Source organism: Burkholderia sp. MSMB1826 (assembly GCF_001526325.1).
Taxonomy (GTDB): Bacteria; Pseudomonadota; Gammaproteobacteria; order Burkholderiales; family Burkholderiaceae; genus Burkholderia.
In genome coordinates this window covers 651,463-669,509 of record NZ_LOYN01000022.1, presented here as the reverse complement: position 1 = coordinate 669,509, position 18,047 = coordinate 651,463, and the positions used below count along the sequence as shown (strand labels likewise).

The 18,047-nt window shown below is 67.5% G+C and carries 14 protein-coding genes; 8 read left to right on the top strand and 6 right to left on the bottom strand.

Features of this window, described 5'->3' with window-relative positions:
• Nucleotides 1-81: 81 nt before the first annotated feature.
• The 4 genes from WS95_RS15265 (at nt 82) to WS95_RS15250 (ending at nt 3,327) form a co-directional block, all read left to right on the top strand.
• Nucleotides 82-642: a cytochrome b gene (locus WS95_RS15265; RefSeq protein ID WP_034206446.1), complete on the top strand. Its 561-nt coding sequence runs from the start codon at nt 82-84 to the stop codon at nt 640-642.
• An 8-nt stretch (nt 643-650) separates the two neighbouring features.
• Nucleotides 651-1,211, top strand: a complete 561-nt coding sequence (locus tag WS95_RS15260; RefSeq protein WP_059824623.1) for a YceI family protein — start codon at nt 651-653, stop codon at nt 1,209-1,211.
• Nucleotides 1,212-1,276: 65 nt separating this feature from the next.
• Nucleotides 1,277-1,858 carry a YceI family protein gene (locus WS95_RS15255; RefSeq protein WP_059824502.1) on the top strand — a complete coding sequence of 194 codons (582 nt, stop codon included), beginning with the start codon at nt 1,277-1,279 and terminating at the stop codon, nt 1,856-1,858.
• Nucleotides 1,859-2,049: 191 nt separating this feature from the next.
• A complete protein-coding gene (locus WS95_RS15250) occupies nt 2,050-3,327 on the top strand; it encodes an MFS transporter (protein ID WP_059779236.1) in 1,278 nt (425 codons plus the stop codon).
• 17 nt (nt 3,328-3,344) lie between these two features.
• On the opposite strand, the gene WS95_RS15245 is transcribed toward WS95_RS15250, so the two are convergent.
• The 6 genes from WS95_RS15245 to queA form a co-directional block, all read right to left on the bottom strand.
• On the bottom strand, nt 3,345-4,904 hold the full coding sequence (locus tag WS95_RS15245; RefSeq protein ID WP_179950197.1) for a S41 family peptidase: 1,560 nt from the start codon (nt 4,902-4,904) through the stop codon (nt 3,345-3,347).
• A gap of 207 nt (nt 4,905-5,111) precedes the next feature.
• A complete protein-coding gene (secF, locus tag WS95_RS15240; RefSeq protein ID WP_034206449.1) occupies nt 5,112-6,062 on the bottom strand; it encodes a protein translocase subunit SecF in 951 nt (316 codons plus the stop codon).
• Between the two features lie 18 nt (nt 6,063-6,080).
• Nucleotides 6,081-8,111 (bottom strand): protein translocase subunit SecD, encoded by a 2,031-nt coding sequence (gene secD, locus WS95_RS15235; protein ID WP_059779238.1) that lies wholly within the window; start codon nt 8,109-8,111, stop codon nt 6,081-6,083.
• A 106-nt stretch (nt 8,112-8,217) separates the two neighbouring features.
• Nucleotides 8,218-8,541, bottom strand: a complete 324-nt coding sequence (yajC, locus tag WS95_RS15230; protein ID WP_006476868.1) for a preprotein translocase subunit YajC — start codon at nt 8,539-8,541, stop codon at nt 8,218-8,220.
• Between the two features lie 255 nt (nt 8,542-8,796).
• Entirely contained in the window at nt 8,797-9,996 is a 1,200-nt protein-coding gene (gene tgt / locus WS95_RS15225; protein ID WP_059779240.1) for a tRNA guanosine(34) transglycosylase Tgt, read from the bottom strand.
• A gap of 181 nt (nt 9,997-10,177) precedes the next feature.
• The gene (gene queA, locus WS95_RS15220) at nt 10,178-11,245 is read right to left on the bottom strand and encodes a tRNA preQ1(34) S-adenosylmethionine ribosyltransferase-isomerase QueA (protein ID WP_059779242.1); all 1,068 of its coding nucleotides are present in this window, start codon (nt 11,243-11,245) and stop codon (nt 10,178-10,180) included.
• 167 nt (nt 11,246-11,412) lie between these two features.
• Here queA and recG point away from each other — a divergent pair, with 167 nt between their 5' ends.
• The 4 genes from recG to WS95_RS35360 all read left to right on the top strand — a co-directional run bounded on the left by recG (nt 11,413) and on the right by WS95_RS35360 (nt 17,939).
• Complete coding sequence (recG, locus tag WS95_RS15215) at nt 11,413-13,761, top strand: ATP-dependent DNA helicase RecG (RefSeq protein ID WP_059779244.1); 2,349 nt, start codon at nt 11,413-11,415, stop codon at nt 13,759-13,761.
• Nucleotides 13,762-13,887: 126 nt separating this feature from the next.
• Entirely contained in the window at nt 13,888-14,847 is a 960-nt protein-coding gene (locus tag WS95_RS15210; protein WP_006754461.1) for a LysR substrate-binding domain-containing protein, read from the top strand.
• Between the two features lie 624 nt (nt 14,848-15,471).
• A complete protein-coding gene (katG, locus tag WS95_RS15205; RefSeq protein WP_059779246.1) occupies nt 15,472-17,658 on the top strand; it encodes a catalase/peroxidase HPI in 2,187 nt (728 codons plus the stop codon).
• Nucleotides 17,659-17,768: 110 nt separating this feature from the next.
• Entirely contained in the window at nt 17,769-17,939 is a 171-nt protein-coding gene (locus WS95_RS35360; RefSeq protein ID WP_179948997.1) for a hypothetical protein, read from the top strand.
• The last annotated feature ends 108 nt before the right edge of the window (nt 17,940-18,047 follow it).

Below are 18,047 nucleotides of genomic sequence, written 5' to 3'. Positions count from 1 at the left end.
AAGGTTGCGGTAGCATGGCGCCCTCGACATGCGTCGGCCGAATTTACCGGCGCAGCCGTTCGCTGAACTGAGGAACCCAAGATGGCATCGAAATCGCCGCCGGCCGCGCCGGCACGCTACGCGCCTACCGCGATCGCCCTGCACTGGCTGATCGCGCTGCTGATCGTTTGCGGCTTCGCGCTCGGCTGGGTGATGACGGACATCCCCGGCTTCACGCCGACCAAGCTGAAGTACTTCTCGTGGCACAAGTGGATCGGCGTGACGGTGTTCGCGCTCGCCGTCGTGCGCGTGCTCTGGCGTGCGACCCACGTGCCGCCGCCGCTGCCGGGCGACACGCCGGCGTGGCAGCGCGCGGCGTCGCACGGCGTGCACATGCTGCTGTACGTGCTGATGATCGTGATTCCGGCGACGGGCTACCTGTACAGCTCGGCGTCGAACATCCCGGTCGTCTATCTCGGCATCGTGCCGCTGCCGCGCCTGATCGACCCCGATCCGGCGCTCAAGGAAACCTTCAAGACGCTGCACGTGTCTTTGAATTACATTCTGCTTGCGCTCGTCGCGATGCACGTGCTCGCGGCGCTCAAGCATCAGTTGTTGGACCGCGACGGCCTGTTGTCGCGCATGCTTCCCTTTGCCAAATGAAGGATCCCATGAAAGTGTCTTTCTCCCGCTCCATGCTGACCGCGTTCGCCGCGGCGGCGTTTGTCGCGTCGGGCGCGGCGCATGCCGACGTCGATCTCGCGAAGAGCAAGGTGTCCGCCGTGTCGAAGCAGATGAACGTGCCGACCGAAGGCGCGTTCAGGAAATTTACCGCGCAGGTGAAGTTCGACCCGGCGAAGGCCGCGCAGGGCAGCGCGCAAATGACGGTCGACGTCGCGAGCTTCGACCTCGGCGACAAGATGTACAACGACCAGGTCGCCGGCAAGGACTGGTTCGACGCGAAGGCCTATCCGCAGGCGACGTTCGTGTCGTCGGCGATCGCGCCGGCCGGCGGCAACAAGTACAACGTGACCGGCAAGCTGACGATCAAGGGCAAGACCGAGACCGTCACGGTGCCCGTCACGGTCGCGCAAAACGGCGCGACGCAGACGTTCGACGGCGTGCTGCCGATCAAGCGCTCGGCCTTCAACGTCGGCACCGGCGAGTGGAAGGACACGTCGATCGTCGCGGACGAAGTGCAGATCAAGTTCCATCTCGTCGCCACGAAGTAAGCGGCAGGTTGCCGCCTCAACTGTATGCCGCGCGAGGGCGCGGCGCCGTTTCCAGGAGAAAAAGTTTGAAAAAGCATCTGATCATCGCCGCCGGCGCGCTGGCTGCTTCGCTGTCGTTCTCGGCCTTCGCCGAAAGCGCGACCTACCAGTTCGACCCGAGCCATACGTACCCGAGCTTCGAGGCCGACCACTTCGGCGGCCTGTCGGTCTGGCGCGGCAAGTTCGACAAGTCGAGCGGCACCGTGACGCTCGATCGCGCGGCGAAGACCGGCACGGTCGACGTGACGACCGACATCGCGTCGATTCACACGGGCAGCGCGAAGCTCGACGAGCACCTGCAGACGCCCGAGTTCTTCGACGTCGCGAAGTTCCCGCAGGCGAACTACAAGGGCACGATCAAGTTCGACGGCGACAAGCCGGTGTCGGTGGTCGGCAATCTGACGCTGCACGGCGTCACGAAGCCGCTCACGCTGAAGATCGATTCGTTCAAGTGCATGCCGCACCCGATGCTCAAGCGTGAAGTGTGCGGCGTCGACGCGGTCGGCGAATTCAGCCGCGACGATTTCGGTCTCGACTACGGCAAGCAGTACGGCTTCAAGATGAAGACGAAGCTGCTGATCACGGCCGAAGCGGTCAAGCAGCAGTAAGACGCTCCGGCCGGGCCGGCCATCGTGCCGGCCCCTGCGGGCAAACCGCCGCGCTCCCGTGACCGGGGCGCGGCGGTTTTTTTGCGCGCCTATAATCGCCCGAGCGCAGCATGCGGCCATGCGGCGCCGGCAGGCCGACGGCGCGACGGCGGCCGCCTCGAACAGAACGTACAACGACAAGGAGATCGCCGATGCATGCCGTCACGCAGTCCCGTTCCATTGCCTCGTCGCCGCGCGTCTGGCGCGCGGTGATCGCCGCGTCGATCGGCAACGCGCTCGAGTGGTTCGATCTCGTCGTCTACGGTTTTTTCGCGGTGACGATCTCGAAGCTGTTCTTCCCGGCCGGCAACGATACCGTGTCGCTGCTGCTCACGCTCGGCACGTTCGGCGTGTCGTTCTTCATGCGGCCGCTCGGCGCGATCGTGCTGGGCGCCTATGCCGACCGCGCGGGCCGCAAGGCCGCGCTCACGCTGTCGATCCTGCTGATGATGGCCGGCACGCTGATCATCGCGGTGTTGCCGACCTACGAGACGATCGGCGTCGCCGCGCCGGTGATCCTCGTCGCCGCGCGGCTGATGCAGGGCTTTTCGGCAGGCGGCGAGTTCGGCAGCGCAACCGCGTTCCTCGCCGAGCACGTGCCGGGCCGGCGCGGCTTCTTCGCGAGCTGGCAGGTCGCGAGCCAGGGGCTCACGACGCTGCTCGCCGCCGGCTTCGGCACCGTGCTGAACGCGCAGCTGTCGGCCGCGCAGATGGCGTCGTGGGGCTGGCGCGTGCCGTTCTTCTTCGGGCTGCTGCTCGGGCCGGTCGCGTACTACATCCGCACCAAGGTCGACGAGACGCCCGAATTCCTCGCGGCCGAAGGCACCGCGAACCCGCTGCGCGATACGTTCGCGTCGCACAAGGCGCGCCTCGTCGCGGCAATGGGCGTGGTCGTGCTCGGCACCGTCGCGACCTATCTCGTGCTGTTCATGCCGACCTACGGCGTGAAGCAGCTCGGCCTCGCGCCGTCCGCCGCATTCGCGGCGATTCTCGTCGTCGGCGTGATCCAGATGGCGTTCGCGCCGCTCGTCGGCCACTGGTCGGATCGCTACGGGCGCGTGCGCGTGATGATCGCGCCGGCCGTCGGCATCCTCGTGCTGATCTATCCGGCGTTCGCGTATCTCGTCGCGCATCCGGGCTTCGGCACGCTGATCGCGCTGCAGGTGCTGCTCGCGTTCCTGATGACCGGCTACTTCGCGGCGCTGCCAGGGCTGTTGTCGGAGGTGTTTCCGGTGCAGACGCGCACGACCGGGATGTCGCTCGCGTATAACGTCGCGGTGACGATCTTCGGCGGCTTCGGGCCGTTCATCATCGCTTGGCTGATCCGCGAGACCGGGATGAAGACCGCGCCGAGCTTCTACCTGATGTTCGCGGCCGTGCTGAGCCTCGCGGCGCTGGTCGTGCTGCGGCGGCGGTTCGGGTTTCGCTGAAAGGGGCGGACGGCGCGTCAGTTGCCGCCGCGCTCGCACACCGGTTGCGCCGGCATCAGTTGCGGCGGCGCGTCGACGCTCCGGACCGGGTCCCCCGCGAGCGCGGCGAGCGCCTGTCGGAGCTGCCAGTCCGCGGCCGTGCCGAACGCGCGCTGCGGCAGCGCCGCGCTCTTCGCCGTATCGATCTTCGCGAATGCGCGCCGCTCGCGCAGCTTCTGCCGATCCTTGCGCACCTTCGCGAACGGATCGGGCGCCTGGCGGTCCGCGTACGGTGCGCGCGGAAGATCGACTTCCCGGTACCACAGCAGCACGCCGTCGACGTCCGAATCGACGCGCGGCGGCACGAGCCAGTCCGGCACGACGCCATAGCCGTCCATCGGGCAGCCGTTCGGCCGCAGGTTGCGCGCGAACGTGAAATTGAGACGCGTGCCGTCGATCAGGTCGACGCCCGTCTGCGCGAGCCCTTTCCCGTAGGTCGGCATGCCGAGCAGTTTCGCGCGGCCGAGATCCTTCAGCGCGGCCGCGGTCGCTTCGGCCGCCGACGCGCTCTGCCCGTCGACCAGCACCACGAGCGGCACCGTGCGCCACCAGTCGTCGGCCTGCAGCGGCGCGAGCGGGTCCTGCCCGTGCATGACGGGCAGTTGGTAGTCGGGCCAGTTGGTCGTGTAGCGGCGGCGGTGCGTGTCGCCGCGCTCGACCGTCACCATCGCGGTGCGGTCGCGTCCCGCGAACAGCGCGGTGATGCCGATCGCCGCATTGAGCGCGCCGCCGCCGTTGATGCGCAGGTCGAGGATCACGCCCTTCGGCGGCGGTCCCGTGCGGCGCGCGGCCTGCACCGCGTCGATATAGTCGCCGACCGCCGGCTCCGGAAAGCTCGACAGCCGCGTGTACAGGATGTCGCCGTCGAGCCGCTTCGCGGTCGCCGGATGCGGTTTGACGATCGTGCGCACGGGCGCGAAGCTCAGCACCGCATGCTTCGGGCCGCGCTGCACGGTGAGCTTCAGCGGCACGCCCGCGTCGCCCTTCGCGAGCTTCATCAACTCGCTGCCGTCGATGCCGACGACGCTTCGGTCGTTCATCGCGACGACGAGATCGTCGGGCCGCACGCCGGCTTTTTCGGCCGGCGCATCGGGAATCACGTCGATGATGTGCAGCCCGTCGGGCCGCGTCTCGAACACGATGCCGATGCCCGGCGTGCCGTCGCGCGCGCGCCGTTCGTCGTCGCGCCGTTCCTGCTCTTCCCTCGCGTTGAAGAAGCGTGCGTACGGCAGCGTCTTGATGCCTTCGTGGGTCGCGGCGTCGAGCAGCGCGCCGATATCGACGTCGGTCAGGTGCTGTTTCTTCAGCACTTCGACCGCCGCTTTCAGTTCGCAGAGCTGCGGCTCCCAGTCGGGCGGGCAGGGCGACGGCGGTTGGGCGGCGGGCGCGGAAGCGGCGGCGGGTGAAGCGGCAGGCAGCGAAGCGGCGGAGGGTGAAGCGGCGGGCGGCGCGGATGCCGGTTGCGCACCGGCGAGCGGCGCATACGGGCACGCGGTCGCGACGGCTGCGCAGACGGCGAGGCGACGAACGACACGCATGGGAGGCATCATCGGGACCGCACGTTCGGAAGGGTGGCGAGGCGCGTGCCGGGTGCGCGAGGCAACCGGCACGCGACGGGGCAGGGCGGTGACGATTGTAGCCGACCCTCGCGACCGCGCCGGCCGCCTGCCGTACCGCGGTGGCCCCGCACATAAAAAAACCGGCCCAAACGGGCCGGTTTTTCGAAGCCGAAAACGGCGTGGCGCTCAAACCTGCGCGCCGGCGTTCGGATCGTCCGGATCGTGCGCGGCCTTCTTTTCCTTGATCAGGTCTTCGCGCTTGATGCCGAGCCACATCGCGAGCGAGCCCGCGACGAACACCGACGAGTAGATGCCGAACATGATGCCGACCGTCAGCGCGAGCGCGAAGTAGTGCAGCGTCGGGCCGCCGAAGAAGAACATCGACAGCACCATCATTTCCGTCGACGTGTGCGTGATGATCGTGCGCGACATCGTGGTCGTGATCGCGTGGTTGATCACTTCCTGCACGCTCATCTTGCGTTCGCGGCGGAACGTTTCGCGGATCCGGTCGAAGATGACGACCGACTCGTTGACCGAGTAGCCGAGCACCGCGAGGATCGCCGCGAGCACCGCCAGCGAGAACTCCCACTGGAAGAACGCGAAGAAGCCGAGAATGATCACGACGTCGTGCAGGTTGGCGATGATGCCGGCCACCGCGTACTTCCATTCGAAGCGGAACGACAGGTAGATCACGATGCCGATCACGACGCACGCGAGCGCGAGCAGACCGTCGGTCGCGAGCTCGCGGCCGACTTGCGGGCCGACGAACTCGACGCGCTGCAGCGTCACGTCCGGGCTCTGCGCCTTCAGCGCGCCCATCACCTGGTCGCTCTGCTGCGCGGACGTGAGGCCTTCCTTCAGTTGCAGGCGGATCAGCACGTTGCGCGACGTGCCGAAGTTCTGCACCTGCGCGTCGGCATAGCCGAGCTTGCCGAGCGTCGCGCGCACGGGTTCGAGCTGCGCGGCCTGCTGGTACTGGACCTCGATCACCGTGCCGCCGGTGAATTCGACGGACAGGTGCAGCCCGCGGTGGAACAGGAAGAACACGGCGGCGAGGAACGTGACCAGCGAGATCACGTTGAACACCAGCGCGTGCCGCATGAACGGAATGTCTTTACGGATGCGGAAAAATTCCATGGCTTCGTCTCCGGGGCCTTATTGGGTCGAGCCCGGTTTCTTCGGCGACACGCCTTGCTGCGCGCGGTTGCGCAACTGCGGCTTGCCGGCGCGCGGCGCGTTGCCCTTCGCCGGGGCGGCGAGCTTCGCGGCGCGGGCAGTGTCGGTCGATTCGTCGGCCGCGTCGAACGACGCGCCGGCGGCACCGGCAGCGGCGCCTTCCGGCTTCCACACCTGGCCGATCGCGAGCGACTTCAGCTTCTTGCGACCGCCGTACCAGAGGTTGACGATCCCGCGCGAGAAGAACACCGCGGAGAACATCGACGTCAGGATGCCGAGGCAGTGCACGATCGCGAACGCGCGAACCGGGCCCGAGCCGAACGCGAGCAGCGCGAGGCCGGCGATCAGCGTCGTGACGTTCGAGTCGAGAATCGTCGCCCACGCGTGCGCGTAGCCGGCCTGGATCGCGAGCTGCGGCGGCTGGCCGGCGCGCAGTTCCTCGCGCACGCGCTCGTTGATCAGCACGTTCGAGTCGATCGCCATGCCGAGCGCGAGCGCGATGGCCGCGATGCCCGGCAGCGTCAGCGTCGCCTGCATCAGCGACAGCACGGCGACGAGCAGCAACAGGTTGACCGACAGGCCGATCACCGACACCACGCCGAACAGCATGTAGTACGCGACCATGAATACGGCGATCGCGCAGAAGCCCCAGATCACCGAGTGGATGCCCATCTTGATGTTGTCGGCGCCGAGGCTCGGGCCGATCGTGCGTTCCTCGATGATGTCCATCGGCGCGGCGAGCGAACCGGCGCGCAGCAGCAGTGCGAGGTCGGCCGCGGCCTGCGGCGTCGGCTGGCCCGTGATCTGGAAGCGGTCGCCGAGTTCGGACTGGATCGTCGCGACCGTCAGCACTTCGCCCTTGCCCTTCTCGAACAGCACCATCGCCATCGGCTTGCCGATGTTCTCGCGCGACACCGCGCGCACCGCACGGCCGCCCGCCGAATCGAGGCGGATGTTGACCGACGGACGCTGGTGATCGTCGAAGCCGGCCGACGCGTCGATGATGCGGTCGCCGGTGAAGATCACGTCCTTCTTCAGCAGCACGGGCGCCTGGTTGCCCTGCGTGAACAGTTCCTCACCCGGCGGCACGGGGTCGTTCGGGTTCGGGTGCGTGTTGATCGGGTCGGCGAGGCGCGCCTCGAGCGTCGCGGTGCGGCCGATGATGTCCTTCGCCTTCGCGGTGTCCTGCACGCCCGGCAGTTCGACGACGATGCGGTCGCTGCCTTGCTGCTGCAGGATCGGTTCGGACACGCCGAGTTCGTTCACGCGGTTGTGGAGGGTGGTCAGGTTCTGCTTGAGCGCGGCGTCTTCCACGGACTTCTGCACGGCCGGCGTGAAGGTGCCGACCACCTGCGTGCCGCCGCCGCCGGGCTGCGTCGCCCATTGCAGCTCGGTGATCGACGCGGCGAGCACCTTGCGGGCGTCTTCCGCCGTCTGCGCATCGCTGAAGTTGACGACCACGGACTGCTCGACGCGGCTCACGCCGCCGTCGCGGATGTTCTTGTCGCGCAGCAGCGTGCGCGCGTCGGACGCGTCGGAGTCGAGCTTCTTCGTGAGCGCGCCCGTCATGTCGACCTGGAGCAGGAAGTGCACACCGCCGCGCAGGTCGAGGCCGAGATACATCGGCAGCGCGTGCAGGGCGGTCAGCCAGCGCGGCGACGCGCTCTGCAGGTTCAGTGCGACGACGTACTGCGGATCGTTCGGGTCGGCGTTCAGCGACTTCTGCAGCAGGTCCTTGACGCGCAGCTGCGTATCGGTGTCCTTCAGGCGCACGCGGATGTTCGCGTTGGTCGCCGTGTTCTCGAAGGTGACGTCGTCCGGCGCGATCTGCGCGGACGCGAGCGCCGATTCGACCTGGGTCAGCGTGGCCGAGTCGAGCTTGACCGTGGCCTTGCCGCTCGACACCTGCACCGCCGGCGCTTCGCCGAAGAAGTTGGGCAATGTGTACAGAAGGCCGATGGCGAGCGCCACGACCATCACGACATATTTCCAGAGTGGATAACGATTCATGAGGGGGCCGAACGGGTGGTTGGCGTGAAAGCGTCGCGTCCGGCGCCGCGGCGGCCCGCGCTCTCAGGCGGGCACGGCGCGGGGAGCCGGACGCTCGGTATAAGCCTTACAGCGACTTGATCGTGCCCTTCGGCAGAATGGTCGTGACGGCAGCCTTCTGCACGGTGATTTCGGTGCCTTCGGCGATTTCGACGCCGATGTAGCCTTCGGTGACCTTCGTCACCTTGCCGACGAGGCCGCCGCTCGTGACGACTTCGTCGCCCTTCGCCATGGCCGCGAGCATGTTGCGGTGTTCCTTCTGGCGCTTCATCTGCGGACGGATCATGATGAAGTACAGCACCGCGAACATCAGGATGAGCGGCAGGAAGCTCATCAGGCTCGATTCGGCGCCACCGGCACCTTGCGCGAAGGCATTGGAAATGAACGGCACGTTGGTCTCTCCGTAGGGGAAGATCGAAAAATAAGCCGGTTATTCTACCACCGGCCCCATGCGCAAACGGCGCGGCAAATGCGCTTTCGGATCAAGCTGTTAAAGCGCGAACCGATACCGTTGCGGCTTGCTTGGAAAGGCAATTGTAATGTTTGATGGCTCGGTTCGGCGGGCGGGCCGGGGTTTTTTAGTGCGTGTCCTATTGGATATCGTTTTCTTTCAGGTCGTGTCCTACAGGGGCCGCCCGCCGGCCAGTCAGTCGACTCCTCTCGCGCGATCCTCCGCGAAGCGCTGCCGGAACGCGTCGAACGTGTGGGTCTCGATCGCTTCGCGGATCTCGCTCATCAGCTGCAGGTAGTAGTGCAGGTTGTGGATCGTGTTGAGCTGCGCGCCGAGGATTTCGCCGACCCGGTGCAGGTGATGCAGGTAGCCGCGCGAGAAATTCTGGCACGTGTAGCACGTGCAGCTCGCGTCGAGCGGCTTCAGCGAATTCTTGTGCGTCGCGTTGCGGATCTTCACGTCGCCGAAGCGGGTGAAGAGCCAGCCGTTGCGCGCGTTGCGGGTCGGCATCACGCAGTCGAACATGTCGACGCCGTTCGCGACGCCTTCGACGAGATCCTCCGGCGTGCCGACCCCCATCAGGTAGTGCGGCTTGTTCGCCGGCAGCTTCGGGCCGACGTGGCGCAGCACGCGCATCATGTCCTCCTTCGGCTCGCCGACCGACAGCCCGCCGATCGCGAGGCCGTGGAAGCCGAGTTCGGACAGGCCCGCGAGCGATTCGTCGCGCAAGTCCTCGAACATCCCGCCCTGCACGATCCCGAACAGCGCGTTCGGATTGCCGAGCCGGTCGAATTCGTCGAGCGAGCGCTTCGCCCAGCGCAGCGACATGCGCATCGAGTCGGCCGCTTCCTTGTGCGTCGTCGGCACGCCGTTGGTCGCGTACGGCGTGCATTCGTCGAACTGCATCACGATGTCCGAGTTCAGCACCTTCTGGATCTGCATCGACACTTCCGGCGACAGGAACAGCTTGTCGCCGTTGATCGGCGACGCGAACGTGACGCCGTCCTCGGTGATCTTGCGCAGGTCGCCGAGCGAGAACACCTGGAAGCCGCCCGAGTCGGTCAGGATCGGCTTGTTCCAGCCCATGAAGCCGTGCAGGCCGCCGTGCGCGTCGATCGTGTCGAGGCCCGGGCGCAGCCACAGGTGGAACGTGTTGCCGAGGATGATCTGGGCCTTGATTTCGTGCAGTTCGCGCGGCTGGATCGCCTTCACGGTGCCGTACGTGCCGACCGGCATGAAGATCGGCGTCTCGACCGTGCCGTGGTTGAGCTTCACGCGGCCGCGGCGCGCGTGGCCGTCGGTCGTCAGCAGTTCGAATTCGAGCCCGTTCGCCGGGCGGTCCTGCACGGGGGCGTGCGTATCAGCGGGCGTATCGTGGGATGAACCTTCGGTCATCGCGTCATTCTCCTTGCCACCGGAAAACAGTCCGGCGCATGTTGGTAACGCCGCCGGGAAACCGGCGGCGGGGAAAAGCGGGTGCGCGCAAAAGCGTAGCGCGCGCAGCGGGAATACGGGCGTCGCGATGCAACGGCGGCCGCGCGGTGCGTGGTGCGCGGGCCGTCGCGCCCGCCGTGCTTTACGCGCGCGGCGCCTCCGGCGTGTCGCGTCGCGTGAGCAGCATCGCGTCGCCGTAGCTGAAGAAGCGGTAGCGTTCTTCGATCGCGTGCCGGTACGCGGCGCGGATCGTCTCGACGCCCGCGAACGCGGACACCAGCATCAGCAGCGTCGACTTCGGCAGGTGGAAGTTCGTGACGAGCCGGTCGACGACGCGGAAACGGTAGCCGGGCGTGATGAAGATGTCGGTCTCGGCCTGCGTCGCCGCGAGCGGGCGGCCGGCTTCGTCGGCCGAACGCGCGGCGGCTTCGAGCGCGCGCATCGACGTCGTGCCCACCGCGATCACGTTGCCGCCGCGGGCGCGGGTCGCGGCGATCCTGTCGACGAGCGACTGCGGCAGGTCGTACCACTCGCTGTGCATCTTGTGCTCGGCGATGTTCTCGACGCGCACCGGCTGGAACGTGCCGGCGCCGACGTGCAGCGTCAGCGTCGCGCGCTCGACGCCCATCGCGTCGAGCTTCTCCAGCAGCGTCTGGTCGAAGTGCAGCCCGGCCGTCGGCGCCGCGACCGCGCCCGGGTTGCTCGCGTAGACGGTCTGGTAGCGCGTTTCGTCGGTCGCGTCGGGATCGTGCTCGATGTAGGGCGGCAGCGGCAGGCGGCCGTACTGCTCAATCAGCTCGAGGCACGGCGCGGGGAAGTGCAGCGTGAAGAACGGCTCGACGCGCTCGCCGACCGTCACGTCGAACGCATCGGCCAGGCGCAGCGTCGTGCCGGCGCCCGGCGACTTGCTCGCGCGGATCTGCGCGAGCGCCGTGTGCGTGCCCGTCACGCGCTCGATCAGCACCTCGATCTTGCCGCCGCTGGCCTTCTGGCCGAAGAACCGCGCCTTCAGCACCTTGGTATCGTTGAACACGAGCAGGTCGCCCGGCGCGATGCACGACGGCAGCTCGGCGAAACGGCGGTCGACGAGGCGTGCGGGCTCGGCGGTGCCGTCGACCTCGAGCAGGCGGCTCGCGGTGCGATCGGGCAGCGCGGTCTGTGCAATCAGCTCGGGCGGCAGATTGAAATCGAAATCGGAAAGCGTGAACATGCGGGCTGGTTCGAAACGGCCGGCGGGCGCCGCCGACAGGGCGGAAACGCGTAAACGGCGCGCGCGAGCCGCTATGATGGCGGGATGCGCGGCCTGGCCGGCGCCGTTCGTTCGGACGACGTGAAAGCCGCTATTGTACTTGCCTTGCGAAGCACCCAGACGATCCGATGCCCGTATCACCCCGCCGCTCCTCCGCCGCCGTTGCCGATTCCGCCGATCCGTTCGACGCGGACGATGCCGTGCCGCCCGCGCAAGCCGCGGGCGAGCGCGCCGCGCCGCGTGGCGCGGCATCGCGTCGCGCGGGCCCGAAGCGCGGCGCCGACGGGCGGCTCGCGCAGCCGGCCGCGGCCGCGCCCGGCGTCGAACCCGGCGCGGACGGCGACGAAGCGGCGGAAGCGGGCGCACCCGGCGCACCCGGCACGAAGCGCAAGAAGAAACCGGCCGCGGACAAACCCGTGAAAACCGCCGACAAGCTCGCGAAGCTCGGCCTCACGCGCTCGATCGATCTCGTGCTGCATCTGCCGATGCGCTACGAGGACGAAACCACGCTCACACCGATCGGCGAACTGCTGCCGGGCGGCATCGCGCAGACCGAAGGCGTCGTGTTCGACAACGAGGTCGCGTACCGGCCGCGCCGCCAGCTCGTCGTGAAGATCCAGGACGACGACGGCGAGCAACTCGTGCTGCGGTTCCTGAATTTCTATGGCTCGCAGGTCAAGCAGATGGCCGTCGGCCAGCGGCTGCGCGTGCGCGGCGACGTGCGCGGCGGCTTCTTCGGAATGGAGATGGTGCATCCGGCCGTGCGCGTCGTCGAAGCCGATGCGCCGCTGCCGCAGGTGCTCACACCCGTCTACCCGAGCACGGCCGGCGTGTCGCAGGCGTATCTGCGCAAGGCGATCGAGAACGCGGTCGAGCGCACGCCGCTGCCCGAGCTGCTGCCGCCCGAGATCGAGCGCGACTACCTGAAGCCGCTCGGCGTGCCGACGCTCGCGCAGGCCGTGCGGATCCTGCACCACCCGGGCGTCGATTCCGACGAAGCCGCGCTGATGGACGGCTCGCATCCGGCATGGACGCGCATCAAGTTCGAGGAGCTGCTCGCGCAGCAACTGTCGCTCAAGCGGGCGCACGAGGAGCGCCGCACCCGCGCCGCGCCCGCGATGCCGCGCCGCGCCGCGACCGATACCGATGCGTTGACCACGCGCCTTTACGCGGCGCTGCCGTTCACGTTGACCGGCGCGCAGGCGCGCGTCGTCGACGAGATCGCGCACGACCTCACGCTCCCGCACCCGATGCAGCGCCTGCTGCAGGGCGACGTCGGCAGCGGCAAGACGGTCGTCGCGGCGCTGGCCGCCACGCAGGCGATCGACGCCGGCTACCAGGCCGCGCTGATGGCGCCGACCGAAATCCTCGCGGAACAGCACGCGCGCAAGCTGCGCGCATGGCTCGAGCCGCTCGGCGTCACGGTCGCATGGCTCGCGGGCAGCCTGAAGGCGAAGGAGAAACGCGCGGCGATCGAGGCCGCCGCGCTCGGCACCGCGCAGCTCGTGATCGGCACGCACGCGATCATCCAGGACACGGTCGAATTCGCGCGGCTCGGCCTCGTGATCGTCGACGAGCAGCACCGCTTCGGCGTCGAGCAGCGTCTCGCGTTGCGCGCGAAGGCCGCGAATGCCGCCAACGGCGCGCGCGACTTTCAGCCGCACCAACTGATGATGTCGGCCACGCCGATTCCGCGCACGCTCGCGATGACGTACTACGCGGACCTCGAGGTATCGACGATCGACGAGTTGCCGCCCGGCCGCACGCCCGTGCTGACGCGCCTCGTCGGCGACGCGCGGCGCGAGGAAGTGATCGCCCGCGTGCGCGAGGCCGCGCTGACCGGGCGCCAGGTGTATTGGGTGTGCCCGCTGATCGAGGAGAGCGAGACGCTGCAGTTGCAGACGGCCGTCGAAACCTACGAGACGCTGGCCGCGGCGCTTCCCGAGTTGAAGGTCGGCCTCGTGCACGGCCGCCTGTCGCCGGCCGACAAGGCGGCCGTGATGGAAGCGTTCACGCGCAACGAAGTGCAGTTGCTGGTCGCGACGACCGTGATCGAAGTCGGCGTCGACGTGCCGAACGCGTCGCTGATGGTGATCGAGCACGCGGAGCGGTTCGGCCTCGCGCAGCTGCACCAGTTGCGCGGCCGCGTCGGGCGCGGCACCGCGGCGTCGGTGTGCGTGCTGCTGTACACCGGACCGCTGTCGATCGCCGGCCGCGAGCGGCTGAAGACGATGCGCGAGACGACCGACGGTTTCGAGATCGCGCGGCGCGACCTCGAAATCCGCGGCCCCGGCGAATTCCTCGGCGCGCGCCAGTCGGGTGCGGCGATGCTGCGCTTTGCGAACCTCGAGACCGACGGCTGGCTGATCGATCCTGCCCGCGAGGCCGCGGCGCGGCTGATTGCCGCGTATCCGGAGGTCGTCACGCAGCATCTCGCGCGCTGGCTCGGCGCGCGCGAGCAGTATCTGAAGGCCTGATCGACCGGCTTGGGGCCGGATCGGAGGCCGCCACTCGACGCATCGAGATGCAGAGAAACTTGGCGAACCTGGGTCAGAGGGTGTATAAATTAAACCTATCGCCTGTATATCTCTGATTGACCCACAATGACCCTGACTGAATTGAAGTACATCGTCGCGGTCGCGCGCGAGCGGCATTTCGGTCGCGCGGCCGAAGCGTGCTTCGTGAGCCAGCCGACCCTGTCGGTGGCGATCAAGAAGCTCGAAGACGAGCTCAACGTGCAGATTTTCGAGCGCGGCGCGAGCGAAGTGAGCGTGACGCCGATCGGCGACCAGATCGTCACCCAGGCGCAGCGCGTGCTCGAGCAGACCTTCGCGATCAAGGAGATCGCGAAGCAGGGCAAGGACCCGCTCGTCGGCCCGTTCCGCCTCGGCGTGATCTACACGATCGGGCCGTACCTGCTGCCGACGCTCGTCAAGCAGATGATCCAGCGTGTCCCGCAGATGCCGCTGATGCTGCAGGAGAACTACACGCTGAAGCTGCTCGAACTGCTGAAGCAGGGCGAGATCGACGCCGCGATCATGGCGCTGCCGTTCCCCGAAACCGGCCTGATGGTGCGGCCGCTGTACGACGAGCCGTTCGTCGTCGCGCTGCCGGCCGGCCATCCGTGGGAGAAGCGCGACGAAATCGACGCCGAGGATCTGAAGCAGGAAACCATGCTGCTGCTCGGCAACGGCCACTGCTTCCGCGATCACGTGCTCGGGGTGTGTCCGGAACTGATGCGCTTCTCGCAGACGGCCGACGGCATCCAGAAGACGTTCGAGGGCTCGTCGCTCGAAACCATTCGCCACATGGTCGCGAGCGGCGTCGGCATCACCGTGCTGCCGCGGATGTCGGTCGCCGAGATCGGCCCGCGGGCGAACGGCCCCGATGCCGAGCTGCTGTCGTACGTGCCGTTCAACGAACCGGTGCCCGACCGCCGCGTGGTGCTCGTGTGGCGCAAGAGCTTCACGCGGATGCCGGCGATCGACGCGATCAGCGACGCGATTGCCGCATGCGAGCTGCCGGGCGTCGCGAAGCTCGACATGCCGGCCACGATGAACTGACGTGCCGACGAGGCGTCTGTGGCAGCGTGATGAACGGGGTCGTGTGACCCCGTTTATTTTTCCCTATCGTATAGATGAAATTTATCAAATTCAAATAATTGATAGATATAGATAGAATCCTCTACATGGATCGATGTCGAGCCGATGGGCGAGATGCACGTTGGATGCAAGCGTCAAAGGAGGATGTCATGATGCGGTCGGTATTGAAGCACGCGCAGCGGAACATCCCGTCGCGCGACACGGTCGTACATCGCGCCAGGGCGGCGGTTCGCGGCCTGCGCCCGATTGCGTTCGCGTACCTGGCGGACCGTGTGTATGGCGGATGAGTGCCGCCGCACGCCGGTCCAGTGTTCCCCCGAATCACCTGCCGTCGAGCCTTGAGGGAGCATCGCATGTCCGATATCCGAAAAACCGCCCGCGTCGCCGGTACGACGGCTACCGGCAGCCGCTTCCCCGAGTGCCCCGCCTGCGGCGCACGGCAACGGGAACGCGTGTCCAGGGCCGCGCACGACATCCCGTAGTACGACAGGAGGACCCGCCTGTTCCGTTTCTTACCCCCCCGCAACGCTCCACGAACCGCGCCCGGCACGTGGGGGCCTACGAGCCAGTGAAGGAGAAAAAAGCATGTCGAACGAAACGAAGTGCCCGTTCAACCACACCGCAGGCAGCGGCACGACGAACAAGGACTGGTGGCCGAATCAGCTGAACCTGAACGTCCTGCATCGGCATTCGGCGCTGTCCGATCCGATGGACGCGGATTTCGACTACGCCGAGGCGTTCAAGAAGCTGGATCTCGCCGCGGTGAAGCAGGACCTGCACGCGCTGATGACGACGTCGCAGGACTGGTGGCCGGCCGACTTCGGCCACTACGGCGGCCTGTTCGTGCGCATGGCATGGCATAGCGCCGGCACGTACCGCACGGCCGACGGCCGCGGCGGCGCGGGCGGCGGGCAGCAGCGCTTCGCGCCGCTCAACAGCTGGCCGGACAACGTGAGCCTCGACAAGGCGCGCCGCCTGCTGTGGCCGATCAAGCAGAAGTACGGCCGCAACATCTCGTGGGCCGACCTGCTGATCCTGACCGGCAACGTCGCGCTCGAATCGATGGGCTTCAAGACGTTCGGCTATGCCGGCGGCCGCGTCGATACGTGGGAACCGGACGACGTCTACTGGGGCTCGGAAAAGATCTGGCTGGAACTGAGCGGCGGCCCGAACAGCCGCTACACGGGCAAGCGCGAGCTCGAAAGCCCGCTCGCCGCGGTGCAGATGGGCCTGATCTACGTGAACCCGGAAGGCCCGGACGGCAACCCCGACCCGGTCGCCGCCGCGCACGACATCCGCGAGACGTTCGCGCGGATGGCGATGAACGACGAGGAAACGGTCGCGCTGATCGCGGGCGGCCACACGTTCGGCAAGACGCACGGCGCCGGCCCGGCCTCGAACGTCGGTCCCGAGCCGGAAGCCGCGGGCCTCGAGCAGCAGGGCCTCGGCTGGAAGAGCACGTTCGGCACGGGCAAGGGCAAGGACACGATCACGAGCGGTCTCGAAGTCACGTGGACGTCGACGCCGACGAAGTGGAGCAACGACTTCTTCAAGCACCTGTTCAGCTACGAGTGGGAGCTCACGAAGAGCCCGGCGGGCGCGCACCAGTGGGTCGCGAAGGATGCGGACGAGATCATTCCGGACGCGTACGACGCATCGAAGAAGCATCGTCCGACGATGCTGACGACCGACCTGTCGCTGCGTTTCGATCCGGCCTACGAAAAGATCTCGCGCCGCTTCTACGAGAACCCGGACGAATTCGCCGACGCGTTCGCACGCGCGTGGTTCAAGCTCACGCACCGCGACATGGGGCCGCGCGCCCGTTATCTCGGCCCGGAAGTACCGGCGGAACACCTGCTGTGGCAGGACCCGATCCCGGCCGTCGATCACCCGCTGATCGACGCCGCCGACGTCGCCGCGCTGAAGGCGAAGGTGCTGGCGACGGGCCTGTCGGTGTCGCAGCTCGTGTCGACCGCCTGGGCGTCCGCGTCGACGTTCCGCGGCTCGGACAAGCGCGGCGGCGCGAACGGTGCGCGCATCCGCCTCGCGCCGCAGAAGGACTGGGAAGTGAACCGCCCGGCCGAACTCGCGGCGGTGCTCGAAACGCTCGAAGGCGTGCAGAAGGCGTTCAACGATGCGCAGACGGACGGCAAGAAGGTGTCGCTGGCCGACCTGATCGTGCTGGCCGGTGCGGCCGGCGTCGAGCAGGCCGCGAAGAATGCGGGTATCGCGGTCACCGTGCCGTTCGCACCGGGCCGGATGGACGCCTCGCAGGAAGAAACCGACGTCGACGCGATGGCCGTGCTCGAGCCGCTCGCCGACGGTTTCCGCAACTTCCTGAAGCACGCGTACAAGACGCCGGCCGAGGCGCTGCTGGTCGACAAGGCCCAGTTGCTGACGCTGAGCGCACCGGAGATGACGGTGCTCGTCGGCGGCCTGCGCGTGCTCGGTGCGAATGCCGGCGATGCGAAGCATGGCGTGTTCACCGATCGTCCGGAAACGCTGACGAACGACTTCTTCGTGAACCTGCTCGACATGGGCACCGAGTGGAAGCCGGTGTCGGCCGCGAACGACGTGTTCGAAGGGCGCGATCGCGCGACGGGCGAGCTCAAGTGGACGGGCACGCGCGTCGACCTGATCTTCGGTTCGCATGCGCAACTGCGTGCGCTGGCCGAGGTGTACGGCAGCGCGGATGCGAAGGAGAAGTTCGTGCGCGATTTCGTCGCGGCCTGGAACAAGGTGATGAACCTCGACCGCTTCGACCTCGCATGAACCCGGCCGCATGCCGATGCGGCGATGCAGTCATGCAGTAACGTGAAACGGCCGGTCCGGCGACCGGCCGTTTCTTCCCTGAACGATGTCTTGTCAAAGGAGTGACGACCATGACGCAAATGATGCTCGACATGCGCGCGGCCGCGTTGCCCATTCTGCGATCGCCGGTGGAGCTGGCGCGCTACGTCGTCGGCTTCGCGATCGTCGTCGGCGGAGCGGCGGAGCTGGCCTCGCAGGCGCTGCACGCGCTCGCGCCGGTCGTGTCGGCCGCCGGCGGTTGAGGGCGGCAACGGATTCGCGACGCTAGACTGGCGAGTCGCGAACGGATGCCGCGCGATGCGGCATGCGGATTGCCCGATGCATTTTCGCCGGTTCGACATTTCGAATGA

Coding starts and splice junctions, on each gene's coding strand:
- WS95_RS15260 (WP_059824623.1), top strand. CDS start 651: ATGAAAGTGTCTTTCTCCCGCTCCATGCTGACCGCGTTCGCCGCGGCG.
- secD (WP_059779238.1), bottom strand. CDS start 8,111: ATGAATCGTTATCCACTCTGGAAATATGTCGTGATGGTCGTGGCGCTC.
- WS95_RS15265 (WP_034206446.1), top strand. CDS start 82: ATGGCATCGAAATCGCCGCCGGCCGCGCCGGCACGCTACGCGCCTACC.
- secF (WP_034206449.1), bottom strand. CDS start 6,062: ATGGAATTTTTCCGCATCCGTAAAGACATTCCGTTCATGCGGCACGCG.
- tgt (WP_059779240.1), bottom strand. CDS start 9,996: ATGACCGAAGGTTCATCCCACGATACGCCCGCTGATACGCACGCCCCC.
- recG (WP_059779244.1), top strand. CDS start 11,413: ATGCCCGTATCACCCCGCCGCTCCTCCGCCGCCGTTGCCGATTCCGCC.
- WS95_RS35360 (WP_179948997.1), top strand. CDS start 17,769: ATGACGCAAATGATGCTCGACATGCGCGCGGCCGCGTTGCCCATTCTG.
- WS95_RS15250 (WP_059779236.1), top strand. CDS start 2,050: ATGCATGCCGTCACGCAGTCCCGTTCCATTGCCTCGTCGCCGCGCGTC.
- queA (WP_059779242.1), bottom strand. CDS start 11,245: ATGTTCACGCTTTCCGATTTCGATTTCAATCTGCCGCCCGAGCTGATT.
- WS95_RS15245 (WP_179950197.1), bottom strand. CDS start 4,904: ATGCGTGTCGTTCGTCGCCTCGCCGTCTGCGCAGCCGTCGCGACCGCG.
- katG (WP_059779246.1), top strand. CDS start 15,472: ATGTCGAACGAAACGAAGTGCCCGTTCAACCACACCGCAGGCAGCGGC.
- WS95_RS15210 (WP_006754461.1), top strand. CDS start 13,888: ATGACCCTGACTGAATTGAAGTACATCGTCGCGGTCGCGCGCGAGCGG.